Origin of the sequence: Streptomyces sp. NPDC001822, assembly GCF_042892135.1 — a bacterium.
Classification (GTDB): Bacteria; Actinomycetota; Actinomycetes; order Streptomycetales; family Streptomycetaceae; genus Streptomyces.
Genome location: NZ_JBIATW010000005.1, coordinates 124,218 through 140,400 on the forward strand (window position 1 = coordinate 124,218; position 16,183 = coordinate 140,400).

The 16,183-nt window shown below is 73.8% G+C and carries 14 protein-coding genes; 6 read left to right on the top strand and 8 right to left on the bottom strand.

The window, feature by feature from the left end; genetic code table 11:
- Window positions 1–210: 210 nt before the first annotated feature.
- Both ACFYY2_RS13855 and ligA read right to left on the bottom strand, forming a co-directional pair.
- Window positions 211–567 (bottom strand): hypothetical protein, encoded by a 357-nt coding sequence (locus ACFYY2_RS13855; protein ID WP_388741593.1) that lies wholly within the window; start codon window positions 565–567, stop codon window positions 211–213.
- 270 nt (window positions 568–837) lie between these two features.
- Window positions 838–2,934 (bottom strand): NAD-dependent DNA ligase LigA, encoded by a 2,097-nt coding sequence (gene ligA / locus ACFYY2_RS13860; protein WP_388741596.1) that lies wholly within the window; start codon window positions 2,932–2,934, stop codon window positions 838–840.
- A 238-nt stretch (window positions 2,935–3,172) separates the two neighbouring features.
- Here ligA and ACFYY2_RS13865 point away from each other — a divergent pair, with 238 nt between their 5' ends.
- The 3 genes from ACFYY2_RS13865 (at window position 3,173) to ACFYY2_RS13875 (ending at window position 5,867) form a co-directional block, all read left to right on the top strand.
- Window positions 3,173–4,090 carry a DUF1996 domain-containing protein gene (locus tag ACFYY2_RS13865; protein ID WP_388741599.1) on the top strand — a complete coding sequence of 306 codons (918 nt, stop codon included), beginning with the start codon at window positions 3,173–3,175 and terminating at the stop codon, window positions 4,088–4,090.
- 78 nt (window positions 4,091–4,168) lie between these two features.
- Window positions 4,169–4,807 carry a DUF305 domain-containing protein gene (locus ACFYY2_RS13870; RefSeq protein ID WP_388741601.1) on the top strand — a complete coding sequence of 213 codons (639 nt, stop codon included), beginning with the start codon at window positions 4,169–4,171 and terminating at the stop codon, window positions 4,805–4,807.
- Between the two features lie 7 nt (window positions 4,808–4,814).
- Window positions 4,815–5,867, top strand: a complete 1,053-nt coding sequence (locus ACFYY2_RS13875; RefSeq protein WP_388741603.1) for a LacI family DNA-binding transcriptional regulator — start codon at window positions 4,815–4,817, stop codon at window positions 5,865–5,867.
- A 21-nt stretch (window positions 5,868–5,888) separates the two neighbouring features.
- Here ACFYY2_RS13875 and ACFYY2_RS13880 read toward each other — a convergent pair whose 3' ends face one another.
- Entirely contained in the window at window positions 5,889–8,237 is a 2,349-nt protein-coding gene (locus tag ACFYY2_RS13880; protein ID WP_388741606.1) for an alkaline phosphatase family protein, read from the bottom strand.
- A 129-nt stretch (window positions 8,238–8,366) separates the two neighbouring features.
- Window positions 8,367–8,780 carry a hypothetical protein gene (locus tag ACFYY2_RS13885; RefSeq protein WP_388741608.1) on the bottom strand — a complete coding sequence of 138 codons (414 nt, stop codon included), beginning with the start codon at window positions 8,778–8,780 and terminating at the stop codon, window positions 8,367–8,369.
- 179 nt (window positions 8,781–8,959) lie between these two features.
- Between ACFYY2_RS13885 and ACFYY2_RS13890 the strand changes: the two genes are divergently transcribed.
- Together ACFYY2_RS13890 and ACFYY2_RS13895 are read left to right on the top strand one after the other, a co-directional pair.
- Window positions 8,960–9,736 carry an MBL fold metallo-hydrolase gene (locus ACFYY2_RS13890; RefSeq protein WP_388741610.1) on the top strand — a complete coding sequence of 259 codons (777 nt, stop codon included), beginning with the start codon at window positions 8,960–8,962 and terminating at the stop codon, window positions 9,734–9,736.
- Window positions 9,736–10,353 carry a DedA family protein gene (locus ACFYY2_RS13895; protein WP_388741612.1) on the top strand — a complete coding sequence of 206 codons (618 nt, stop codon included), beginning with the start codon at window positions 9,736–9,738 and terminating at the stop codon, window positions 10,351–10,353. Before ACFYY2_RS13890 ends, ACFYY2_RS13895 begins: the two co-directional genes overlap by 1 nt.
- Window positions 10,354–10,378: 25 nt before the next feature.
- On the opposite strand, the gene ACFYY2_RS13900 is transcribed toward ACFYY2_RS13895, so the two are convergent.
- From ACFYY2_RS13900 to ACFYY2_RS13915, 4 genes are all read right to left on the bottom strand, one after another.
- Window positions 10,379–11,398: an MBL fold metallo-hydrolase gene (locus tag ACFYY2_RS13900; RefSeq protein WP_388741614.1), complete on the bottom strand. Its 1,020-nt coding sequence runs from the start codon at window positions 11,396–11,398 to the stop codon at window positions 10,379–10,381.
- Window positions 11,399–11,411: 13 nt separating this feature from the next.
- Window positions 11,412–12,650 (bottom strand): aminotransferase class I/II-fold pyridoxal phosphate-dependent enzyme, encoded by a 1,239-nt coding sequence (locus tag ACFYY2_RS13905; protein ID WP_388741617.1) that lies wholly within the window; start codon window positions 12,648–12,650, stop codon window positions 11,412–11,414.
- A gap of 150 nt (window positions 12,651–12,800) precedes the next feature.
- The gene (locus ACFYY2_RS13910; protein WP_388741619.1) at window positions 12,801–13,649 is read right to left on the bottom strand and encodes an SMP-30/gluconolactonase/LRE family protein; all 849 of its coding nucleotides are present in this window, start codon (window positions 13,647–13,649) and stop codon (window positions 12,801–12,803) included.
- Window positions 13,646–14,419 carry an IclR family transcriptional regulator gene (locus ACFYY2_RS13915; RefSeq protein WP_388741622.1) on the bottom strand — a complete coding sequence of 258 codons (774 nt, stop codon included), beginning with the start codon at window positions 14,417–14,419 and terminating at the stop codon, window positions 13,646–13,648. The genes ACFYY2_RS13910 and ACFYY2_RS13915 overlap by 4 nt, the downstream gene beginning before the upstream one ends.
- A 205-nt stretch (window positions 14,420–14,624) precedes the next feature.
- Between ACFYY2_RS13915 and ACFYY2_RS13920 the strand changes: the two genes are divergently transcribed.
- Window positions 14,625–16,121 carry a bifunctional phosphatase PAP2/diacylglycerol kinase family protein gene (locus ACFYY2_RS13920; RefSeq protein WP_388741625.1) on the top strand — a complete coding sequence of 499 codons (1,497 nt, stop codon included), beginning with the start codon at window positions 14,625–14,627 and terminating at the stop codon, window positions 16,119–16,121.
- Window positions 16,122–16,183 lie beyond the last annotated feature (62 nt).

A 16,183-nucleotide genomic window follows, 5' to 3' on the forward strand; every position in this document is an offset into this window, starting at 1 on the left:
CGGAGGCCGCAGGAACAGGCGTAGCCGCCGTGGCCCGGGCCTCGGTGCCCGGTGCGGGCGAAGGCGTTCGGGACGTGGCGGGCCCGCCGCCCAGCAGAGTGAGGACCGCCAGGAGCAGCGCGGTGACGGCGTGGCCCACCCGGACCCCTGGCGGCCGTGGGTGCGGGGGCCACGGAGGCGCGTTGCTCGGGTGCGCCCCCGTCCGGTGGTTCACCTCAGCCGTTCCGGGACGAACGGCGCGGGTCCTGGCCGTGTGCGTACGGTCACTCCGAGCCGAGGCCCGATCAGGCCGGTGACATCGCTACGCAGCGCGCCGCCACCGATCAGCACCGGACCGCGTCGCAGGGCTGCGCGTACCGCGCCGTGCCGGTCCTCTCTCCATATGGCCGCGATCATGTCGAGGGCGCCGACGGCGAGTCCGGCGGGGAGCGCGTCCGGTTCCAGATCGGTGAGCCCGGTGTAGGCCTGACGGGCGTCCGCGATCAGACCGTCGGCGAGGAGCGCGACCTCGGTCAGCTCCGCGCCCATGTCGACGACGAGCACAGGACCGCCGTCGACCGCCGGCACGCGGGCCGCACCGGGACGGTGAAGGCGAAGGCGAAGGCGAAGGCGACCGGAGGGTGCCCGCCATCCTCCGGGGACGGGCCGTTCGCGCCGCCGTCCGTCACGTGAAGAACGCATGCCCCCACACCCTCCGGACCGCCGGCGCGGCCGTCACCCGCCCGTCGGGTCCACAACCCGCTGATTGCGAGGTCCGATCGAACCCTCACTATGCAATACAGGAATCGGAAACACCATTCTCACGGAGATTCCAAGGCCCATTTCGCCGTTGACCTTCTATCCCTCCGCGACGAGATAGGCCTCCACCAGGGTCGCGAACGCCTCGGGTGCGGCGATCTCGACGCCGAGGTCCTCGGCCTTGACCCGCTTCGAACCGGCCTTCTCGCCCGCGACCAGCAGACTCGTGCGCTTCGAGACGCTGGACGAGGACTTGCCGCCGGCCCGCTCGATCAGCTCGTTCATCTGATTGCGCGACAGCTTCTCCAGGACGCCGGTCATGGCACCGGTCACCACGACCGTCATGCCGTCGAGCGGCAGGCCGGTGGACGCGGGCCCCTCGGCGCCGTCGCCTTCCTGGGCTCCCGGCTCCGGCGGGGGTGTCGCGCCGGGCTCGGTCATGTTGACCCCGGCTGCCATGAGTCTGGCGATGAGCGGCGCGAGCTCGGCAAGCTCCGTGACGACGGCGGCCGCCTTCTCCTTGCCTATGCCGTCCACCCGCTGGAGCACCTCGGCGTCCGCGGCGACGATGCGGTCCATGGAGGCGAAGTAGCGGGCGATGCGGCGGGACATGGAGCGTCCCGTGCCGCGCACACCGAGGGCGCAGAAGACACGGGACAGCGGCCGCGCCCTGGCCGCGTCGATCGCCGCCAGCAGGTTGTCGGTGGAGGTCTCCCCCATCCGCTCCAGCGACAGGAGCTGCTCCCGCTCCAGGGTGAACAGGTCGGCGAAGTCCTGGACGAGGCCGGCGTCGACGAGCTGGACGACCCGGGTGGCGCCGAGTCCTTCGATGTCGAGCTGGTCGCGCCCGGCAGCGTACGAGACGGAGGCGACCACCCGGCAGTCGCGGCCCCGGATGCACCGCCAGCGCTGCTCGCTCATGTCGATCTCCGAGCCGCACTGCGGGCAGACCTCGGGGAAGTCGATCGGCTTCTCGTCACCCGTCCGCAGGTGTGCGACGGGCGCCTCGATGCGGGGGATGATGTCGCCGGCCTTGTAGACCATCACGTGATCGCCCAGGCGCAGATCGCGCCGGGTGATGTCGGCCGGGTTGTGCAGCGTGGCGTACCCGACGGTGGATCCGTCGATCTCGACGGGCTCCAGGACGGCACGCGGCGCGATGATGCCGGTCCTGCCCACGTTCCATTCGACGCCGAGCAGCCGGGTGACCTTCTCGACGGCCGGCAGCTTGTAGGCGATGGCCCAGCGCGGCGCCCTCGTCCCGGAGCCGGCGTCGCGCCGGTCCGCCGCGAGATCCGCCTTGATCACGATGCCGTCGATCCCGAAGGGCAGCGAGGGACGCAGGGAGGCGATGTCGTCCACCCCCGCCTGCACCTCCTCGGCCGTGGTGACGGTGCGCGGGGCGACCGCGGTGTCGGCGGCCGTGTGCACACCGAGCCCGGCGACGTACGACAGGACCTCGCTGTGCGGGAGTCCGGCGAGGGTGGCGGTCAGCTCACCGGAGTCCGGAAGGGCGAGCGCACCGTAGGCGAAGAAGGTCATCTCCACGCGGTAGGGGCGGTCCTTGGCCCGCAGGGTCCCCGCCGCCCCGTTGCGCGGATTGGCGAACGGGGCCGCTCCGTGCTCCGTGCGCACGGCGTTCGCCTGCTCGAACTGCTCGTCGGTCATGAGGATCTCGCCACGCACCTCCAGGGTGACCGGCGCGTCGAGCCGCGCGGGAAGGCCGAGCACGGCGCCCACCGCGTGCGAGACGTCCTCGCCCGCCGCCCCGTCGCCCCGGGTGATCAGCCGCTCCAGGCGGCCCTGCCGGTAGCGCGCGGCGACGGCGAGGCCGTCGAGCTTGGGCTCGACGCTCCAGGCGGCGACGGGCCGCTTGATCCGCCGCTCCACGGACGCGGTCCAGGCGACGAACTGCTCGGCGGAGAAGACGTTGTCCAGCGAAAGCATGGGAACGGTGTGCGGCACGTCCCCCGAGGCGGCCCCACCCGCCACCTTGCCGGTCGGCGACGCGTCCAGCACCTCCTGCGGGTGCTCCTCCTCGTAGGCGGCGATCCCACGCACCAGGCGGTCGTACGCGTCGTCGTCGAGCCTGCTCTCACCTGCGGCGTAGTACGCGGCGGCGGCACGCTTCGCCTCTTCCACGGCGGCCGCGTAGGCGGCGGTGTCGGCGGGCGCGCCGGCTGAGTTCGTCGTCATGAACACCATCCTGCCGTGCACCACTGACAACGCCGCCGGACCCGCGGTCGCACGACGGCGGGAAAGAGCGCTCTCCCACTCTTCGAACGTTCAACTCCGTGCAAGCAGCAGGTAATTGAGGGGGTGGTCCAGCGTATTGACATGCCTACGTCACGCTTTTACGTTCCATGAGAGAGCGCTCTCTACCCTGACCGGACGACCGGTCAGAGGAACCCCACTTCCTCAGAACAGGAGTGCCGTGCTCTTCTTCCGCAGACGTATGACCGAACACCGCGGGCGCAGGTCCCCGGCCCCGTGGCGGTACGGGCTCGCCGCCGCCGCGCTCGCCCTCTCCCTCGTCCACGCGAACGTGGGCAACGCCGCCGCCGGACGGAACGGCCCCGGGGCCGCCGCGGACGTGGTCCGGGTCGCCGAGTTCCTGGCGGAGTGTCCCTACACGCACCGGGCACCCGACGACCCGATCGTGCTGCCCAACCTGCCGGGCGCCTCGCACATGCACAGCTTCTTCGGCAACGACTCCACCAACGCCCACTCCGACCTGGCGTCCCTGGAGAGGGCGGGCACCAGCTGCGCGCCCAGGACCGACCTCTCCTCCTACTGGGTCCCCACCCTGTACGACGGCGACAGGGAGGTGGAGCCGACCGGCACCACCTTCTACTACCTCGGCGAGGGTGTCCGGGACGACATCATCCGGACCATCAAGCCGTTCCCGCGCGGGCTGCGGATCGTCGCGGGCAACGCGAAGGCCACGGGTCCGAACGACAACACCATCTCGCGGTGGTCGTGTCTGCACCACGGTGAGGTCGATCCGTCCCACGACTTCGTCAACTGCCCGGCCGGTTCGATGATGGAGAGCTATCTGGACTTCCCGCAGTGCTGGAACGGCAGGGATCTGGACTCCGCCGACCACAAGAGCCACATGGCGTACCCGGTGGGCGGCGCCTGCCCGTCGACGCATCCCGTTCCGGTGCCCAAACTCCGCCAGGTCCTGCGCTATCCGGTCAACGGCGACCCCGCCCGCTTCAGACTGGCCTCGGGCCGCGGCTACACGATGCACGGCGACTTCTTCAACGTGTGGCCCGAGGCGGAGATGGCCCAGCGGGTGCGCGACTGCATCAATGCGATCATCAAGTGCGGTGCCGACGGCACTCCCTGACGTCCCCTCTCCCTGTCCAGCGGCGCCCGCCCGAGCCCTCGCGGCGCGGGCGGGCGCCCCGTCCGAGGATCACTGCCCATGGCGGCTCGCCGTACCGCGACAACGCTTCTCCTGCTCGTCCTGCTGACCTCGTGCGCCGGTACGGCAGGGCCGGAACCGGGTCGCGGTTCCGGGCCGCCGCCCACGACCGCGTCACCGACGCCCACGGGCGAACCCACGGGCGACCCCACGGACGCCGCGTGGGTCCAGCTGATGATCCCCATGGACGAGCAGGCCCTCGTGCTGCTGGATCTCGCCGCGCGGGAGGCCGCCGGCCCGCGGCTGCGGTCCTGGGCGGCACGCCTTCGCACGGAACACGCGGTGGAACTGGCGGAACTGCGCCGGCTGCGCGACCTGATGGGGCTTCCGGACACCGATCCGCACCGGGGGCACGACATGCCGGGCATGGTGACGGTCCAGGACCTGGACGACGCCCGTGCGGCACGGGGCGGCGCCTTCGGCACCCTGCTGGTGGCACAGATCCACGACCATCTGCGGCAGTCCGCCGAGGTGTCGCGCGCGGAGGTGTCCGCGGGCACCCGTGCGGAAGCCCGGGAGCGGGCGGGGGACCTCGTGACCGCTCGCGGCGGGCAGTTGGCCGCCCTGGCCGCCCTTTGTGCGGGCAGGCCCACTGACGTGCCGGAACCCTTCGCCTGCCCATCGGATCACCCGGTATAAAGACTGCATGACAGCCGACGTTTCACCGCCCGTACGCCCCGCCACCTTGGAGGACGTGGCCGCGGTGGCGGGCGTCTCCCGGGCCACGGTGTCCCGGGTGATCAACGGTGCGACCACGGTGGACCCCGCTCTGCGACGCGTGGTGGAGGAGGCGGTCGCCACGACGGGCTACGTGCCCAACCGCGCCGCGCGGTCGCTGGTCACGCGGCGGACCGACTCGATCGCCCTGGTCGTGTCGGAGCGTGAACGGCGCCCCGTCGCCGAGCCGTTCGTCGGCCGGATGTTCTCCGACCCGCACTTCGGGCGGGTCGTGGGCGGCGTGCTCGACGTGCTGCGCCCGGCGGGCATCCAGATGGTGCTGATGCTGGCGGACGACGAGGCCTCGCGCAACCAACTGCTGTCGTATCTGCGTCAGGGCCACGTGGACGGTGTGGTGCTGATCTCCTCGCACGCCGACGATCCGCTCCCCGCCCTGCTCCACGACACCCGGCTGCCCGCCGTGCTCGCCGGCCGGCCGCTCCGCCCCTCGCCGCTCACCTACGTCGAGGCCGATCAGCGCGCCGGGGCGCAGATGGCCGCCGACCTGCTCGTGTCGCTGGGACGGCGGCACATCGCCAGCATCGCCGGCCCCCAGGACAGGCCCGCGGGCCAGGCGCGGCTGGACGGGTTCCTGGACGCGCTGGCGGGGCACGGGATCGGGGACGTGGAGGTCGCCGAAGGGGACTTCACGCACACGGGCGGTGCGTCGGCCATGCGGAAGCTGCTGCGCGACCGCCCGGGTCTGGACGGGGTGTTCATCGCGTCGGACCTGATGGCCCTGGGTGCGCTTCCCGTGCTGCTGCGGGCGGGCAGGGACGTGCCCGGGGACGTGGCGGTGGTCGGCTTCGACGACAGCAGCGCGGCGCTCGCCTGCGATCCCCCGCTCACCACGGTCCGTCAGCCGGTGGAGGAGATGGCGTCCGAGATGGCCCGGCTGCTCCTGAAGCAGATCGGCAAGTCCGGTCGTCCCGAGCCGTCGGTGGTCTTCCATCCGACTCTGGTGCGGCGCGAGTCCGCGTGACGCCCGCCCTGGGGTGCCCGGTCAGCCGTGTGCGCCGCGGACGGCGTCGTCGGAGTCCGTGAGCGGCTGGTCCCGCCCGGACCGCGCCGGCACGTCGTCGTGGAGCGGCTCCCCGTGCGGCGGCCGCTCGCTCGGTGACGCCTGCGCGGGTGTGACCGCGCGCGCGGAGTCCCCGTCGTGCGGCCCGTCCGGCAGCCGCCGGTCGAGGAGACGGACGGGCCCGTCCGGGACGGCACCGTCCGCGTGTACGGCCCCGTCAGCGTGCACGGCACCGTCGACGCCGCCCGGTTGCAGCGGCACCTGGGGCCCGGAGAGCTCCCGCAGCCAGCGTGCCAGCACCAGATGGACCGCCTCCGCCCCCACGAGACCGGCCGGGACCCGCTCCCGGGGGGCGGCGGCTGCCACCGCGTCCAGGGGATCCGCCAGTGTGCGCGGCCACAGCAGGAACGGCCGGGACTGTTCGCCTCCCAGTCCTCCGTGCGAGCCGATCTGCTCCTCGAAGGCGTGCACCCGCCCGCTCTCCGGGTCGTACATCGAGTTGACCATGACGTCGGCGACGTGCGGGAACGTGTCGGTGCGCCGGACCGCGTCCGCCGCGCCCTCGCCAAATACGGCGATCGGCCCCTGCCCGTCGGTCAGCTCAGCGACCGGGACCTCCTCCCCGCCCGCGCCGAGCACCACGGACCCGTGCTTCTCGCTCCGCACGAGCAGGAAGCCGACGCCCGGGTGTGCGGCGAGCGTGCCGAGCAGTGCGGGGCAGCGGCGGTCGATCTGTTCGCGCGAGGCGCGGCCCTCGATGTCCGGGAAGGAGAGCAGACCGAGGTTTCCGGAGGCCAGCACGACCGGGTCGGACGACTTGGCCGGCTGCTCGGCCTCGCGCCCGCCGACCGGTCTGTGCAGCGCCGTGCGCACGGCGTCCCGGGCCTCCGAGGCGCTGCGGGTGCGCTGCGCCCGGCGCGGCACGGGCAGCCCGCAGCCGGCCCGTACGAGGTCCCTGAGCGTCAGGCCGTACCGTCCCGCGAACGTCTCACCCGGGCTCTGGCCGTGGTCGGAGAGCAGCACGATCCGGTAGTCGCGCGGGGTGTGGTCCGCGATCTTGGTGATGAGGCCCAGCGAACGGTCGAGCCGGGCGAGGACCTTCTCCGCGTCCCGGCTGTGCGGTCCGGAGTGGTGGGCGACCTCGTCGTAGGCGACCAGGTCCGCGTAGACCGCGGTGCGTCCGGCGAACATGTCGCCGATCACCGCCGAGACCACCACGTCGCGCTCGACGACCGTCGCGAACGCCCTGATGAAGGGGTAGAGGCCGCCGCGCTTGACCCGGGGGGACTCCTTGCGCGCCCGGGCCAGGGTGGACTGGCCGATCTCCCGGCACACCTCGGCCACGAAGGACAGGAAGGTGCGGACCGCGTTGGCGGGGTCCGAGAAGTAGGCGAAGTAACCCGCCCTGGACCGGCGCCCCTTGCCACGTCTGGCGGCCATCGAGAGGACCAGGGCGAGCTGGTCGGCGCCGCCGCCGAAGAGGTTGCCCCGGCTCGCGCCGTCGACCGTGAGGAGGCCGCCGTAGCGGGTGCGGGCTATCGCTCTGCGCTGGAGTTCGAGGGCGCTCGCCGGTCTGCTGGAGACCATCACGGTGCCGGTCTCCTTCTCGAACCAGCGGAAGGCGGGCACGTCGTGGTTGGTGCCGTGCAGGATGCCGAGCTGACTCGCGCCCGTCTGGCTGGACCAGTCGGTCGTCCAGGGGGTCAGCCGGTGGCCCGCCTCGTCGGCCAGCAGCCCGGCCACGGTGGGCATGACGCCGTCGGCCGCCGCCCGTTCGAGCACGCGGTGGCCCACCCCGTCGAGCTGGACGAACACGATCCCCGGCGGCCCGCCGCGGCCGCGGTCCGCGGATCCGGGGATGCCGTCGCGCCTGCGGCGCCGGTCGGCGAGGCGGGAGAGCCTGCGCCGGTAGGCGTCGTCGTCGCGGACCGCGAGCGCCGTGGACGCCGCGGAGGCGACCGCGGACATGACCGCCGCGACGACGACGGCGGTCTCCGGAGCGGCGTCGCCGCGTCCGTCCGGTATGAGCCGCAGGGCTATCAGCAGCAGCGATCCGTTGAGGAAGAAGACCAGCGCGCCCAGCACGAGGGCGGGCACGACGAGCAGGGCTCTGACGAGTACGGGCCACACCAGGGCGGAGAGGAGCCCGAAGGCGCCCGCACCCCAGGCCGCGGTGAACGCGGTCCGCGTGATGCTGTCCCCGTCCGCGGACTGGAGCCGGAAATCGGGCAGGACGCCCGCGAGCGCCAGCATGGTGAGGGTGGACACGGCCCACACCGAGGTCACGCGCAGGAGGGCTCCCCCCGCCGTCCGCCAACGCCCGTCGCTCACACCGCTCCACCTCACGTCGGGGCCCGGTGTTCGTCACGGACCCGCGTCAAGCCTGTCATAGCCTCCCCGGGGCTCCCCGGGCCCCTGTGCGGGGGCCCGGGGCCGGACACCCTGCGGGCTCCCGGGCGGTCAGCTTCCGTCGTAGCCGGCGGTGGGCATGGAGAGCCTGCGGTGGACGCCGGCCTTGGTGCGCGCCGTGTACACCGGCTCGTCCAGGCCCGCGCGTTCGAGCCGGACACCTCGCCTGCGGCACTCCGCCTCGAAGTCGGGCACGGAGACGAGCGCCCGCGCGAGCACCCGGTCGTTGGGGGCCACGAACAGCTCGACCTGCGCTCCGGCGCCGCCCCACAGGGCGTGGTGGTCGGGGCGCAGCCCGTACACGCGCAGCTGGCGGGTGACGACGTATCCCTGGTCCGCGGCCCAGCGCGCGCACATGGCGTGCTGGCTGCGGGTGTCGACGAGGAAGGGGTCGCCGTCGAGCTCCTCGAGCGGCGTGAGACTGGCGATGGCCGCCACCCGTACGTCCCCGACGACGTCCCCCATGAACGGATCCCCCCGTGCTCGGATGCTGGCGACGACCCTACCCCGCCGGTAGCCCTGTGTAACCGCGCCTGCCCGTGCCGGAACCGGCGTGAAGGAGCACTCCGGCGTGGGGAGGGCGTGGAGCGCATACGCTCGTACGGGTACGGCCATGTCGGCGGCGCGGACGAGGAGGCGGAGCGGTGGAGGTCACGTGGTGGGGTCATGCCACCTGCACGATCGAGGACTCCGGGGTCCGGGTGCTGACCGATCCGCTGTTCGTACGCCGCTTCGCACATCTGCGGCGCCGCCGCGGGGAGGTCCCGCCCCCGCGGGCCGCCGTGGCGGACGCGGTCCTGATCTCGCACCTGCACTCCGACCACCTTCATCTGCCCTCCCTGGCCAGGCTCGCCCCGGGCAGCCTGCTGATCGTCCCGCGCGGCGCGGTCGGGGCCGTCCCGGGCCTTCGGGTGCTGCGCCGGGTCCGCGGGCTGCGGATCACCGAGGTCGGCCCCGGTGACGTGGTGCGGGTCGGCGAGGTCCGGGTCAGGGCGGTGCCGGCCCTGCACGACGGACGCCGGCTGCCCGTAGGCCCGCACCGGGTGCCCGCCCTGGGGTACGTCGTCGAGGGCGAGGCCCGCACGTACTTCGCCGGGGACACCGGGCTCTTCGACGACATGGCCGGTGCGGTGGGGCCGGTGGACGTGGCGCTCCTGCCGGTCGGCGGCTGGGGGCCGAAGCTGGGCCACCACCATCTGAACGCGGCGCGCGCGGCGCAGGTACTGACGATGCTGGAACCCGGCTCGGCGGTCCCGGTGCACTACGGGACGTACTGGCCGATCGGGATGGACGGCGTCCGGCCGCACGAGTTCCACTCCCCGGGCGACGAGTTCGTGCGGCAGGCGGCCAGGCTGGCGCCGGAGGTGGCGGTGCACCGGCTGGGGCACGGCGAGCATGTGAGGCCGGAGGCCCGCAGGTGATGGAGGACGTGCTGGGGCAGCTGCCGACGGAGTCGACGCAGCAGGCCGTCGCCTACCCGTCGTTGTTCGTCCTCGTGGCCCTCGGTTCGCTGCTTCCCGTGGTGCCGACCGGGGCCCTGGTGAGTTCTGCCGCCGTGGTGGCGTTCCACCGGATGTCACCGTTCGCCCTGCTGGTCATCTTCGCGGTGGCGGCGGGTGCCGCGTTCCTGGGGGACGTCTGTCTGTACTGGCTGGGGCAGCGGGGGGTCCGGTCGAAGAACGGCTCGAAGTGGCTGGAGGCGATAACCCGGCGTGCCGCTCCGGAGCGGCTCGAACAGGCCCGGCAGAAGCTGGAGGAGCACGGGACGGCCGTACTGGTGCTGTCCCGGCTGATACCGGCCGGCCGCATCCCGGTGATGCTGGCCTGTCTGCTCGGGAGGATGCCGTTGAGGCAGTTCGCCCGGGGTGACGTGCCGGCCTGCCTGGCGTGGGCCGCGACGTATCAGCTGATCGGGATCCTGGGCGGTTCGCTCTTCCGGGAGCCGTGGCAGGGCGTGCTGGCCGCGGTCGTGCTGACGGTGCTGATCAGCGGGACACCGGCGCTCTGGCGGCGGCTGCGGACCCGCATGGCGGGCTGAGGCCCCGGGCGCGGGCCGGGCGGGGTCAGGCGCCCAGGACACGGGAGCCGCCGACCGGCAGGTCCCAGAGGTCGGCGCGCGGGTACCCGGCCCGCTGCCAGGCGGTGCGCAGCCGGGTCAGCGGTTCGAGCACGGGTTCGGCCGACAGGAGGAACGTCGCCCAGTGCATGGGGGCCATGGCGCGCGCTCCGAGGTCCCCGTACGCCTGCACGGCCTCCTCGGGGTCGGTGTGGACGTCCGACAGCCACCAGCGGGGCTCGTACGCCCCGATGGGGAGCATCGCGAGGTCCAGGCCCGGATAGCGGCGGCCGATCTCCTTGAACCAGTGGCCGTAGCCGGTGTCCCCCGCGAAGTAGAGCCGCCGTCCGCCCGGGTCGCCGAGCACCCAGCCGCCCCAGAGGGACCGGCAGGTGTCGAGCAGGGTCCGCTTGGACCAGTGGTGCGACGGCACGAAGTCGAACGTGACACCGCCCAGTTCCACCGATTCCCACCAGTCGAGCTCGGTGACGCTGGTGAAGCGACGGCGCCGGCACCAGCGGCCGAGTCCGGCGGGCACGAGGAGGGGGGTGTTCCTCGGGAGCCGCCGGAGCGTGGGGGCGTCGAGGTGGTCGTAGTGGTTGTGGCTGATCAGGACCGCGTCGACCGGGGGCAGTTCCTCCCACCGGACGCCGACCGGGGTGATCCTGGCCGGGGTGCCGAGGATGCGCCGCGACCACACCGGGTCGGTGAGCACCGTGAGCCCGCCGATGCGGACGATCCAGCTGGCGTGCCCGGCCCACGTCACGGCGACGGTGTCAGGGCCGGCCGCGGGCAGCGGCCGGGGGGCGTACGGCAGACGGTGGACACCCCGGAGCCCTTCGGCGTTGGGCCGCATGGCGCGCTCCCTGGCCAGGCGGGTCATGCCCCTGACACCCGGAAGCGGCGCCGTGAGCCGGTCGGCGAAGGTGCGGGGCCACGACCGGAGCTCGCCGAGGCGGCGCGGCGCGGCGGCGGGGCGGCCCGTGGGCACGGCGCCGGCGATCGGACGCTCGGTCTGTTCCGTCATCGAGAGGCTCCTGTCATCGGAGTTCATCGAGGGCTGCTTCGAAAATGCTCAGCGCTTGGGCGACATGGGGCAATTTCAGGGGCTCCACCGCAGTGAGGGACTCCGTCTGCTGCTCCGGGGTTGCGCCGAGCAGGGGGCCGGTGCTCAGCCGCACCCGCAGGGCGCCCAGTTCGTCGCCGAAGCGGTGTCCTCCCGGGGCGGGGGCGCCGAGGCGCCCGGTCAGGTACTCCTCCAGCTCCATGGAGTCCGTGACGCCCCTGGATGCCAGGCGGCCGCGCAGCGGTCCGAGGTCGGCGTAGAGGTGGCGGCCCGCCTGCGGCGGTCTGGCCAGGGCACCTGCGGTGAGGACCGCGCGGTGCGCGGCGGAGGCCACCTGCGCCTGGAGGGCCGCCGCCCGCCGGATCCGGTCCCGGACGGCCTCGGGCTCACCGAGTGCGTGGGCGGCCGCCCTGGCGACGGGCTCCGCGACGAGGGCGCCGAGCGCGGTGAGGACGTCGAGGACCCGCGCACGGCGAACGGCCGCGCGGGCGGTGCCGGGGAACCGTGCGACGGCCACCGGCCAGGCCGACGGGGTCAGGGCTCCCGCCAGGTCGCTGACGACGGTCACGTCGTCGGGGCACATCTCGGCCGGGCTGAGCAGGACCGTGTCGCGGGGACGGTGCAGGGTGTCGCGCCAGGTCTCGTCGCTGACGACGTGGAGCCCTTCGGCGGCCGCCGCCTCGCAGACCTCGCGGACCAGTTCCGGCGGGGCGAGGGTGGCGGTCGGATCGTCCGCCACGGAGATCAGGAGGAGCCTGGGCCGCCCGCCTTCGGCCCGTACCCTCCGCACGGTCTCCAGCAGCGCGTAGGGGTCGGGGATGCCGCCGCACTCCGCCGGGGTCGGCACGTGGTAGGCGGGGCGGCCCAGCAGCCGCGCCTGCGGCGTCCACGCGGCCGGGCACGGCCGGGGCATGAGGACGTCGCCGCCGTGGGCGGCGATCAGCGCGAGCAGGAGGGGCTGGGGGCCCGGCGCGGCCACCACGGCCTCGGCGTCGCCGTGCAGGCCGCGGCGGCTCCAGTAGCCGCGCGCGGCCTCGCGCAGGATCGTTCCGCCTCCGGGGGGCTCGGGCAGGGTGCGGGCGGCCGAGGCGGCGAGGACCCCGGCGAGTTCGGGCAGGACAGGAAGGCCGGGGTCGGGCGCGGGCGGCCCGTATCTGACCGGGCCCCGGTCTCCCCCGAGGGGGTGGGGCCGCTTCCGCTCGCTCCGAGCCATCCCGGGGCCTCCTCCGCCTGCGTCGCCCTCTGGGCCCTTTATACGGAGGTTCCGCGGGGCGCGCCCCCGCACCGGGTCCGGGCGGCAACGGGGAGGCGGGCCCGGACGCGCCGGGCGCGCCGGGCGCCCCACCGGCCCCGCCTGCCCCGCTCACCCGGCGAACGGCGTCCCGGGCAGCCCCTGCCCCGCGTCCGGGAGCACAAGCAGGGAGCCCGACAGCGGGTGGGGCGCGTCCAGGCCCGTGCGGGCCGTGGAGATGTACAGGTCCCTGAGGCCGGGCCCGCCGAACGCGCAGGCCGTGGGCCGCCGGACCGGCAGTTCCACGACCCGGTCCAGCCGGCCGTCCGGCAGGTAGCGGCGGACGGCGGAACCGTCCCAGAAGGCGACCCACACGCAGCCTTCGGCATCCACGGTCAGCCCGTCGGGCCACCCCTGTCCGGGGTCGACGACGGTGAACGGGCGCCGGCCGGTGACGCGCTCACCGTCCACGTCGAAGACGTCGACGCGCCGCGTCGGAGTGTCGATGTAGTACATGAGCCGGCCGTCCGGACTCCATCCGGTGCCGTTGCTGACCGTCACGGCGTCCAGCACGCCCGTCACGGACCCGTCGGGCGCTATGCGTACCAGGTCGCCGCCGCCCTCCGCCTCGTCGTAGCGCATGCTGCCCGCCCAGAGCGCGCCGTCCGGAGCCACCGCGGCGTCGTTGCCCCGGCGTCCGGGGACCGGGGCGTGGACCAGCCACGAGAAGGCGCCCCGGTCGTCGTACAGGCCGATGCCGTCGCGCAGGACGGTCACGAGGCCGCCGCCGGCCCGGGGCTTCGCCGCACCGACGTGCTGTCCGGTGGCCATGACCGTGCGCCGGCCGGTCGCGGGATGGTAGGTGTGGACCCGGGCCGAGAGTATGTCGACCCAGATCAGCCGCTCGGCCGCGGCATCCCAGGTGGGCCCCTCGCCGAGTTCGGCGCGTTCGCGCACGGCGACCTCCGGACGGGCCTTCACGCCTGCCCCCCGTGGTGGCCGAGGCGGGCCGACAGCGCGTCGGCGCCGCCCGCCGCGAGCCCCGCGAGCTCCGCCTCGCGCTCCTCGCTCCAGCGGATCATGGGTACGGAGATCGACAGGGCGGCGACGACGCGCCCGGACCGGTCCCGCACGGGCGCGGCCACGCAGCTGACGTCGGGGTTCGACTCGCGGTGCTCGACCGCGACGCCCCGTCGGCGCACCACCGCGAGCGCCGCCCGCAGCTCGGCGGGGTCGGTGACGCTGTTGTCGGTCATGGCGACGAGCTCGCGACCGTCGAGGCGTGCGTCGAGCTCGTCCTCCGGCAGGGCGGCGAGCAGCAGCTTGCCGACGGAGGTGCAGTGGGCCGGCAGCTTGCGGCCCGCGGCCGAGACCATGCGGACGGCGTGGGTGGAGTCCACCTTCGCGATGTAGATGACCTCGGTGTCCTCCAGGATCGCCACGTGGACCGTCTCGCCGCAGGTCTCGGCGACCTCGCGGGCCACCTGCTGCCCCTCGGCCGCGAGGTCAAGCTGCTCGGCGTACCGGCTGCCGAGCTGGTAGGTGCGCACGCCGAGCCGGTAGCGACCGGGCTGTGCGGGGACCGCCACCAGGTAGGAACGCGCAGCCAGCGTGGTGAGCAGCTCGTGGACCGTGGTCCGCGGCAGCTGGAGCTTGCGGGTGACCTCGGGTGCCGAGAGAGTTCCCTCACCCTGGAGGAAGAGTTCGAGCACATCCAGAGCCCTGGTTACCGCAGGGACGAGTCGCCCCATGATCTCCCGCCTATCTTGTTCGACACTCCGGTCAACGACCGGAATCACGAACGCAGGCTAACCGCACGGAACTTGCCGGGGCAACGCTTTCCGTGAGACGGAGCAGGCACAGAACGGCACATCGAGCATGATTCGCCCGATTCCGATCGAGGGCCGTGCGCGTGCCTCCTGGTTCACGGGCCGGTCGCAGGGTATTCGCTGTCCCATGTCGACATCGAGCAGCTTCTCCCCGCCCGGCGGCTGGCGGACCTGGTTCCACCAGCGCGACCTCGCCGCGTTCCAGCGCGTGGCCGACAGGCACTGGCCGGGCGCCGACCCCCTGCTGCCGCGCCTGAGCCGCGGCGCCAACCACGGACTGCTGTGGTTCGGGGCCGCTGCCGGCATGGCCGCACTGGGAGGCAGTGCCCGGTCCCGCAGGGCGGCGCTGCGCGGGGTCGCCTCGCTGGCCGTGGCCTCCGCCGCCATCAACACCGTGGGCAAGGGGGCGGTCCGCAGGGAGCGCCCGATAGTGGATCTGGTTCCGGTCATGCGGCAGCTGAAGCGGCAGCCGTACACCACGTCCTTCCCGTCCGGGCACGCGGCGTCCGCTGCGGCCTTCGCGACGGGGGTGGCGCTCGAGTCGAAGGGCTGGGGCGCCGTCGTCGCGCCGGTGGCGGTGGCCGTGGCCGCCTCCCGCGTCTACACGGGGGTCCACTATCCGAGCGATGTGGTCGCCGGTGCCGCGCTGGGCGTGGGGGCCGCGTTCGCGCTGAGGGGAGTCGTACCCACGCGCGGACAGCTGCCCGCACCCGGCAGACCGCCGGCCGAGGCACCGGCCCTGGCCGCCGGGCAGGACCTGGTGGTCGTCGTGAACCGGGAGTCCGGCTCGGCGACCGCCGCGGCGGCCGCGATCCGCGACGCCCTGCCGCTCGCGGCGACGGTGGAGTGCGCGCCCGCCGACCTGTCGGAGTGCCTGACGAAGGCCGCGAAGCAGGGCAGGGCCCTGGGGGTGTGCGGGGGTGACGGCACGGTCAACATGGCGGCGGCCGCAGCCGCGACCCACGGCGTACCCCTGGCCGTGTTCCCGGGCGGGACGCTGAACCACTTCGCCTACGACCTCGGCATCGAGACGGTGCAGGACACCGTCACCGCGCTGGTCGCCGGTGACGCGGTCCGGGTCGACCTCGGACGCTTCCGGCCGGGCCCGCAGGGGCCCGGCGGGGCACCCGGGTACTTCCTGAACGCCTTCAGCCTGGGCGTCTATCCCGAGCTCGTCCGGACCCGGGAGCACTGGTCGCCCCGGATCGGCGGCTGGCCCGCGGGCGTCCTGGCGGCCTTCGAGGCGCTGCGCGGCTCGCGGCCGCTGACCGCCGAGTTCCAGGGGAAGCGGCGGCCGCTGTGGCTGCTCTTCGTCGGCAACGGACTGTTCCAGCGGGTGGGCCCCAACCCCGGCCGCCGGCACAACCTGGCGGACGGCCTGCTCGACGTACGCGTCGTGCACGGCGGCCGGACCCCCGGGCTCCGGCTGCTCGCGGCGGCGTTCGCCGGACCCCTGTCCCGCTCGCCCGTGCACGCGGCCGTACGCCGCCGCAGGGTGCGGCTCTCGGGCCTCGCACCGGGCACGCCGTACGCCTTCGACGGCGAAGTCGCCCATTCCGGAACGGAGTTGATGATCGACAAGCTGCCCGAGGCGCTCACCGTGTACTGCCCCATGCCGGTCTGACACCGTCTCGCATGTCGATATGCCCATCTCAGGATTCGACATTGCGGCGTACGGTCGTCCTC

Excerpts from the sequence above, each read along its gene's own strand:
- ACFYY2_RS13875 (WP_388741603.1), top strand. The coding sequence starts at position 4,815 with ATGACAGCCGACGTTTCACCGCCCGTACGCCCCGCCACCTTGGAGGAC.
- ACFYY2_RS13900 (WP_388741614.1), bottom strand. The coding sequence starts at position 11,398 with ATGACGGAACAGACCGAGCGTCCGATCGCCGGCGCCGTGCCCACGGGC.
- ACFYY2_RS13885 (WP_388741608.1), bottom strand. The coding sequence starts at position 8,780 with ATGGGGGACGTCGTCGGGGACGTACGGGTGGCGGCCATCGCCAGTCTC.
- ligA (WP_388741596.1), bottom strand. The coding sequence starts at position 2,934 with ATGACGACGAACTCAGCCGGCGCGCCCGCCGACACCGCCGCCTACGCG.
- ACFYY2_RS13920 (WP_388741625.1), top strand. The coding sequence starts at position 14,625 with ATGTCGACATCGAGCAGCTTCTCCCCGCCCGGCGGCTGGCGGACCTGG.
- ACFYY2_RS13905 (WP_388741617.1), bottom strand. The coding sequence starts at position 12,650 with ATGGCTCGGAGCGAGCGGAAGCGGCCCCACCCCCTCGGGGGAGACCGG.
- ACFYY2_RS13915 (WP_388741622.1), bottom strand. The coding sequence starts at position 14,419 with ATGGGGCGACTCGTCCCTGCGGTAACCAGGGCTCTGGATGTGCTCGAA.
- ACFYY2_RS13895 (WP_388741612.1), top strand. The coding sequence starts at position 9,736 with ATGGAGGACGTGCTGGGGCAGCTGCCGACGGAGTCGACGCAGCAGGCC.
- ACFYY2_RS13870 (WP_388741601.1), top strand. The coding sequence starts at position 4,169 with ATGGCGGCTCGCCGTACCGCGACAACGCTTCTCCTGCTCGTCCTGCTG.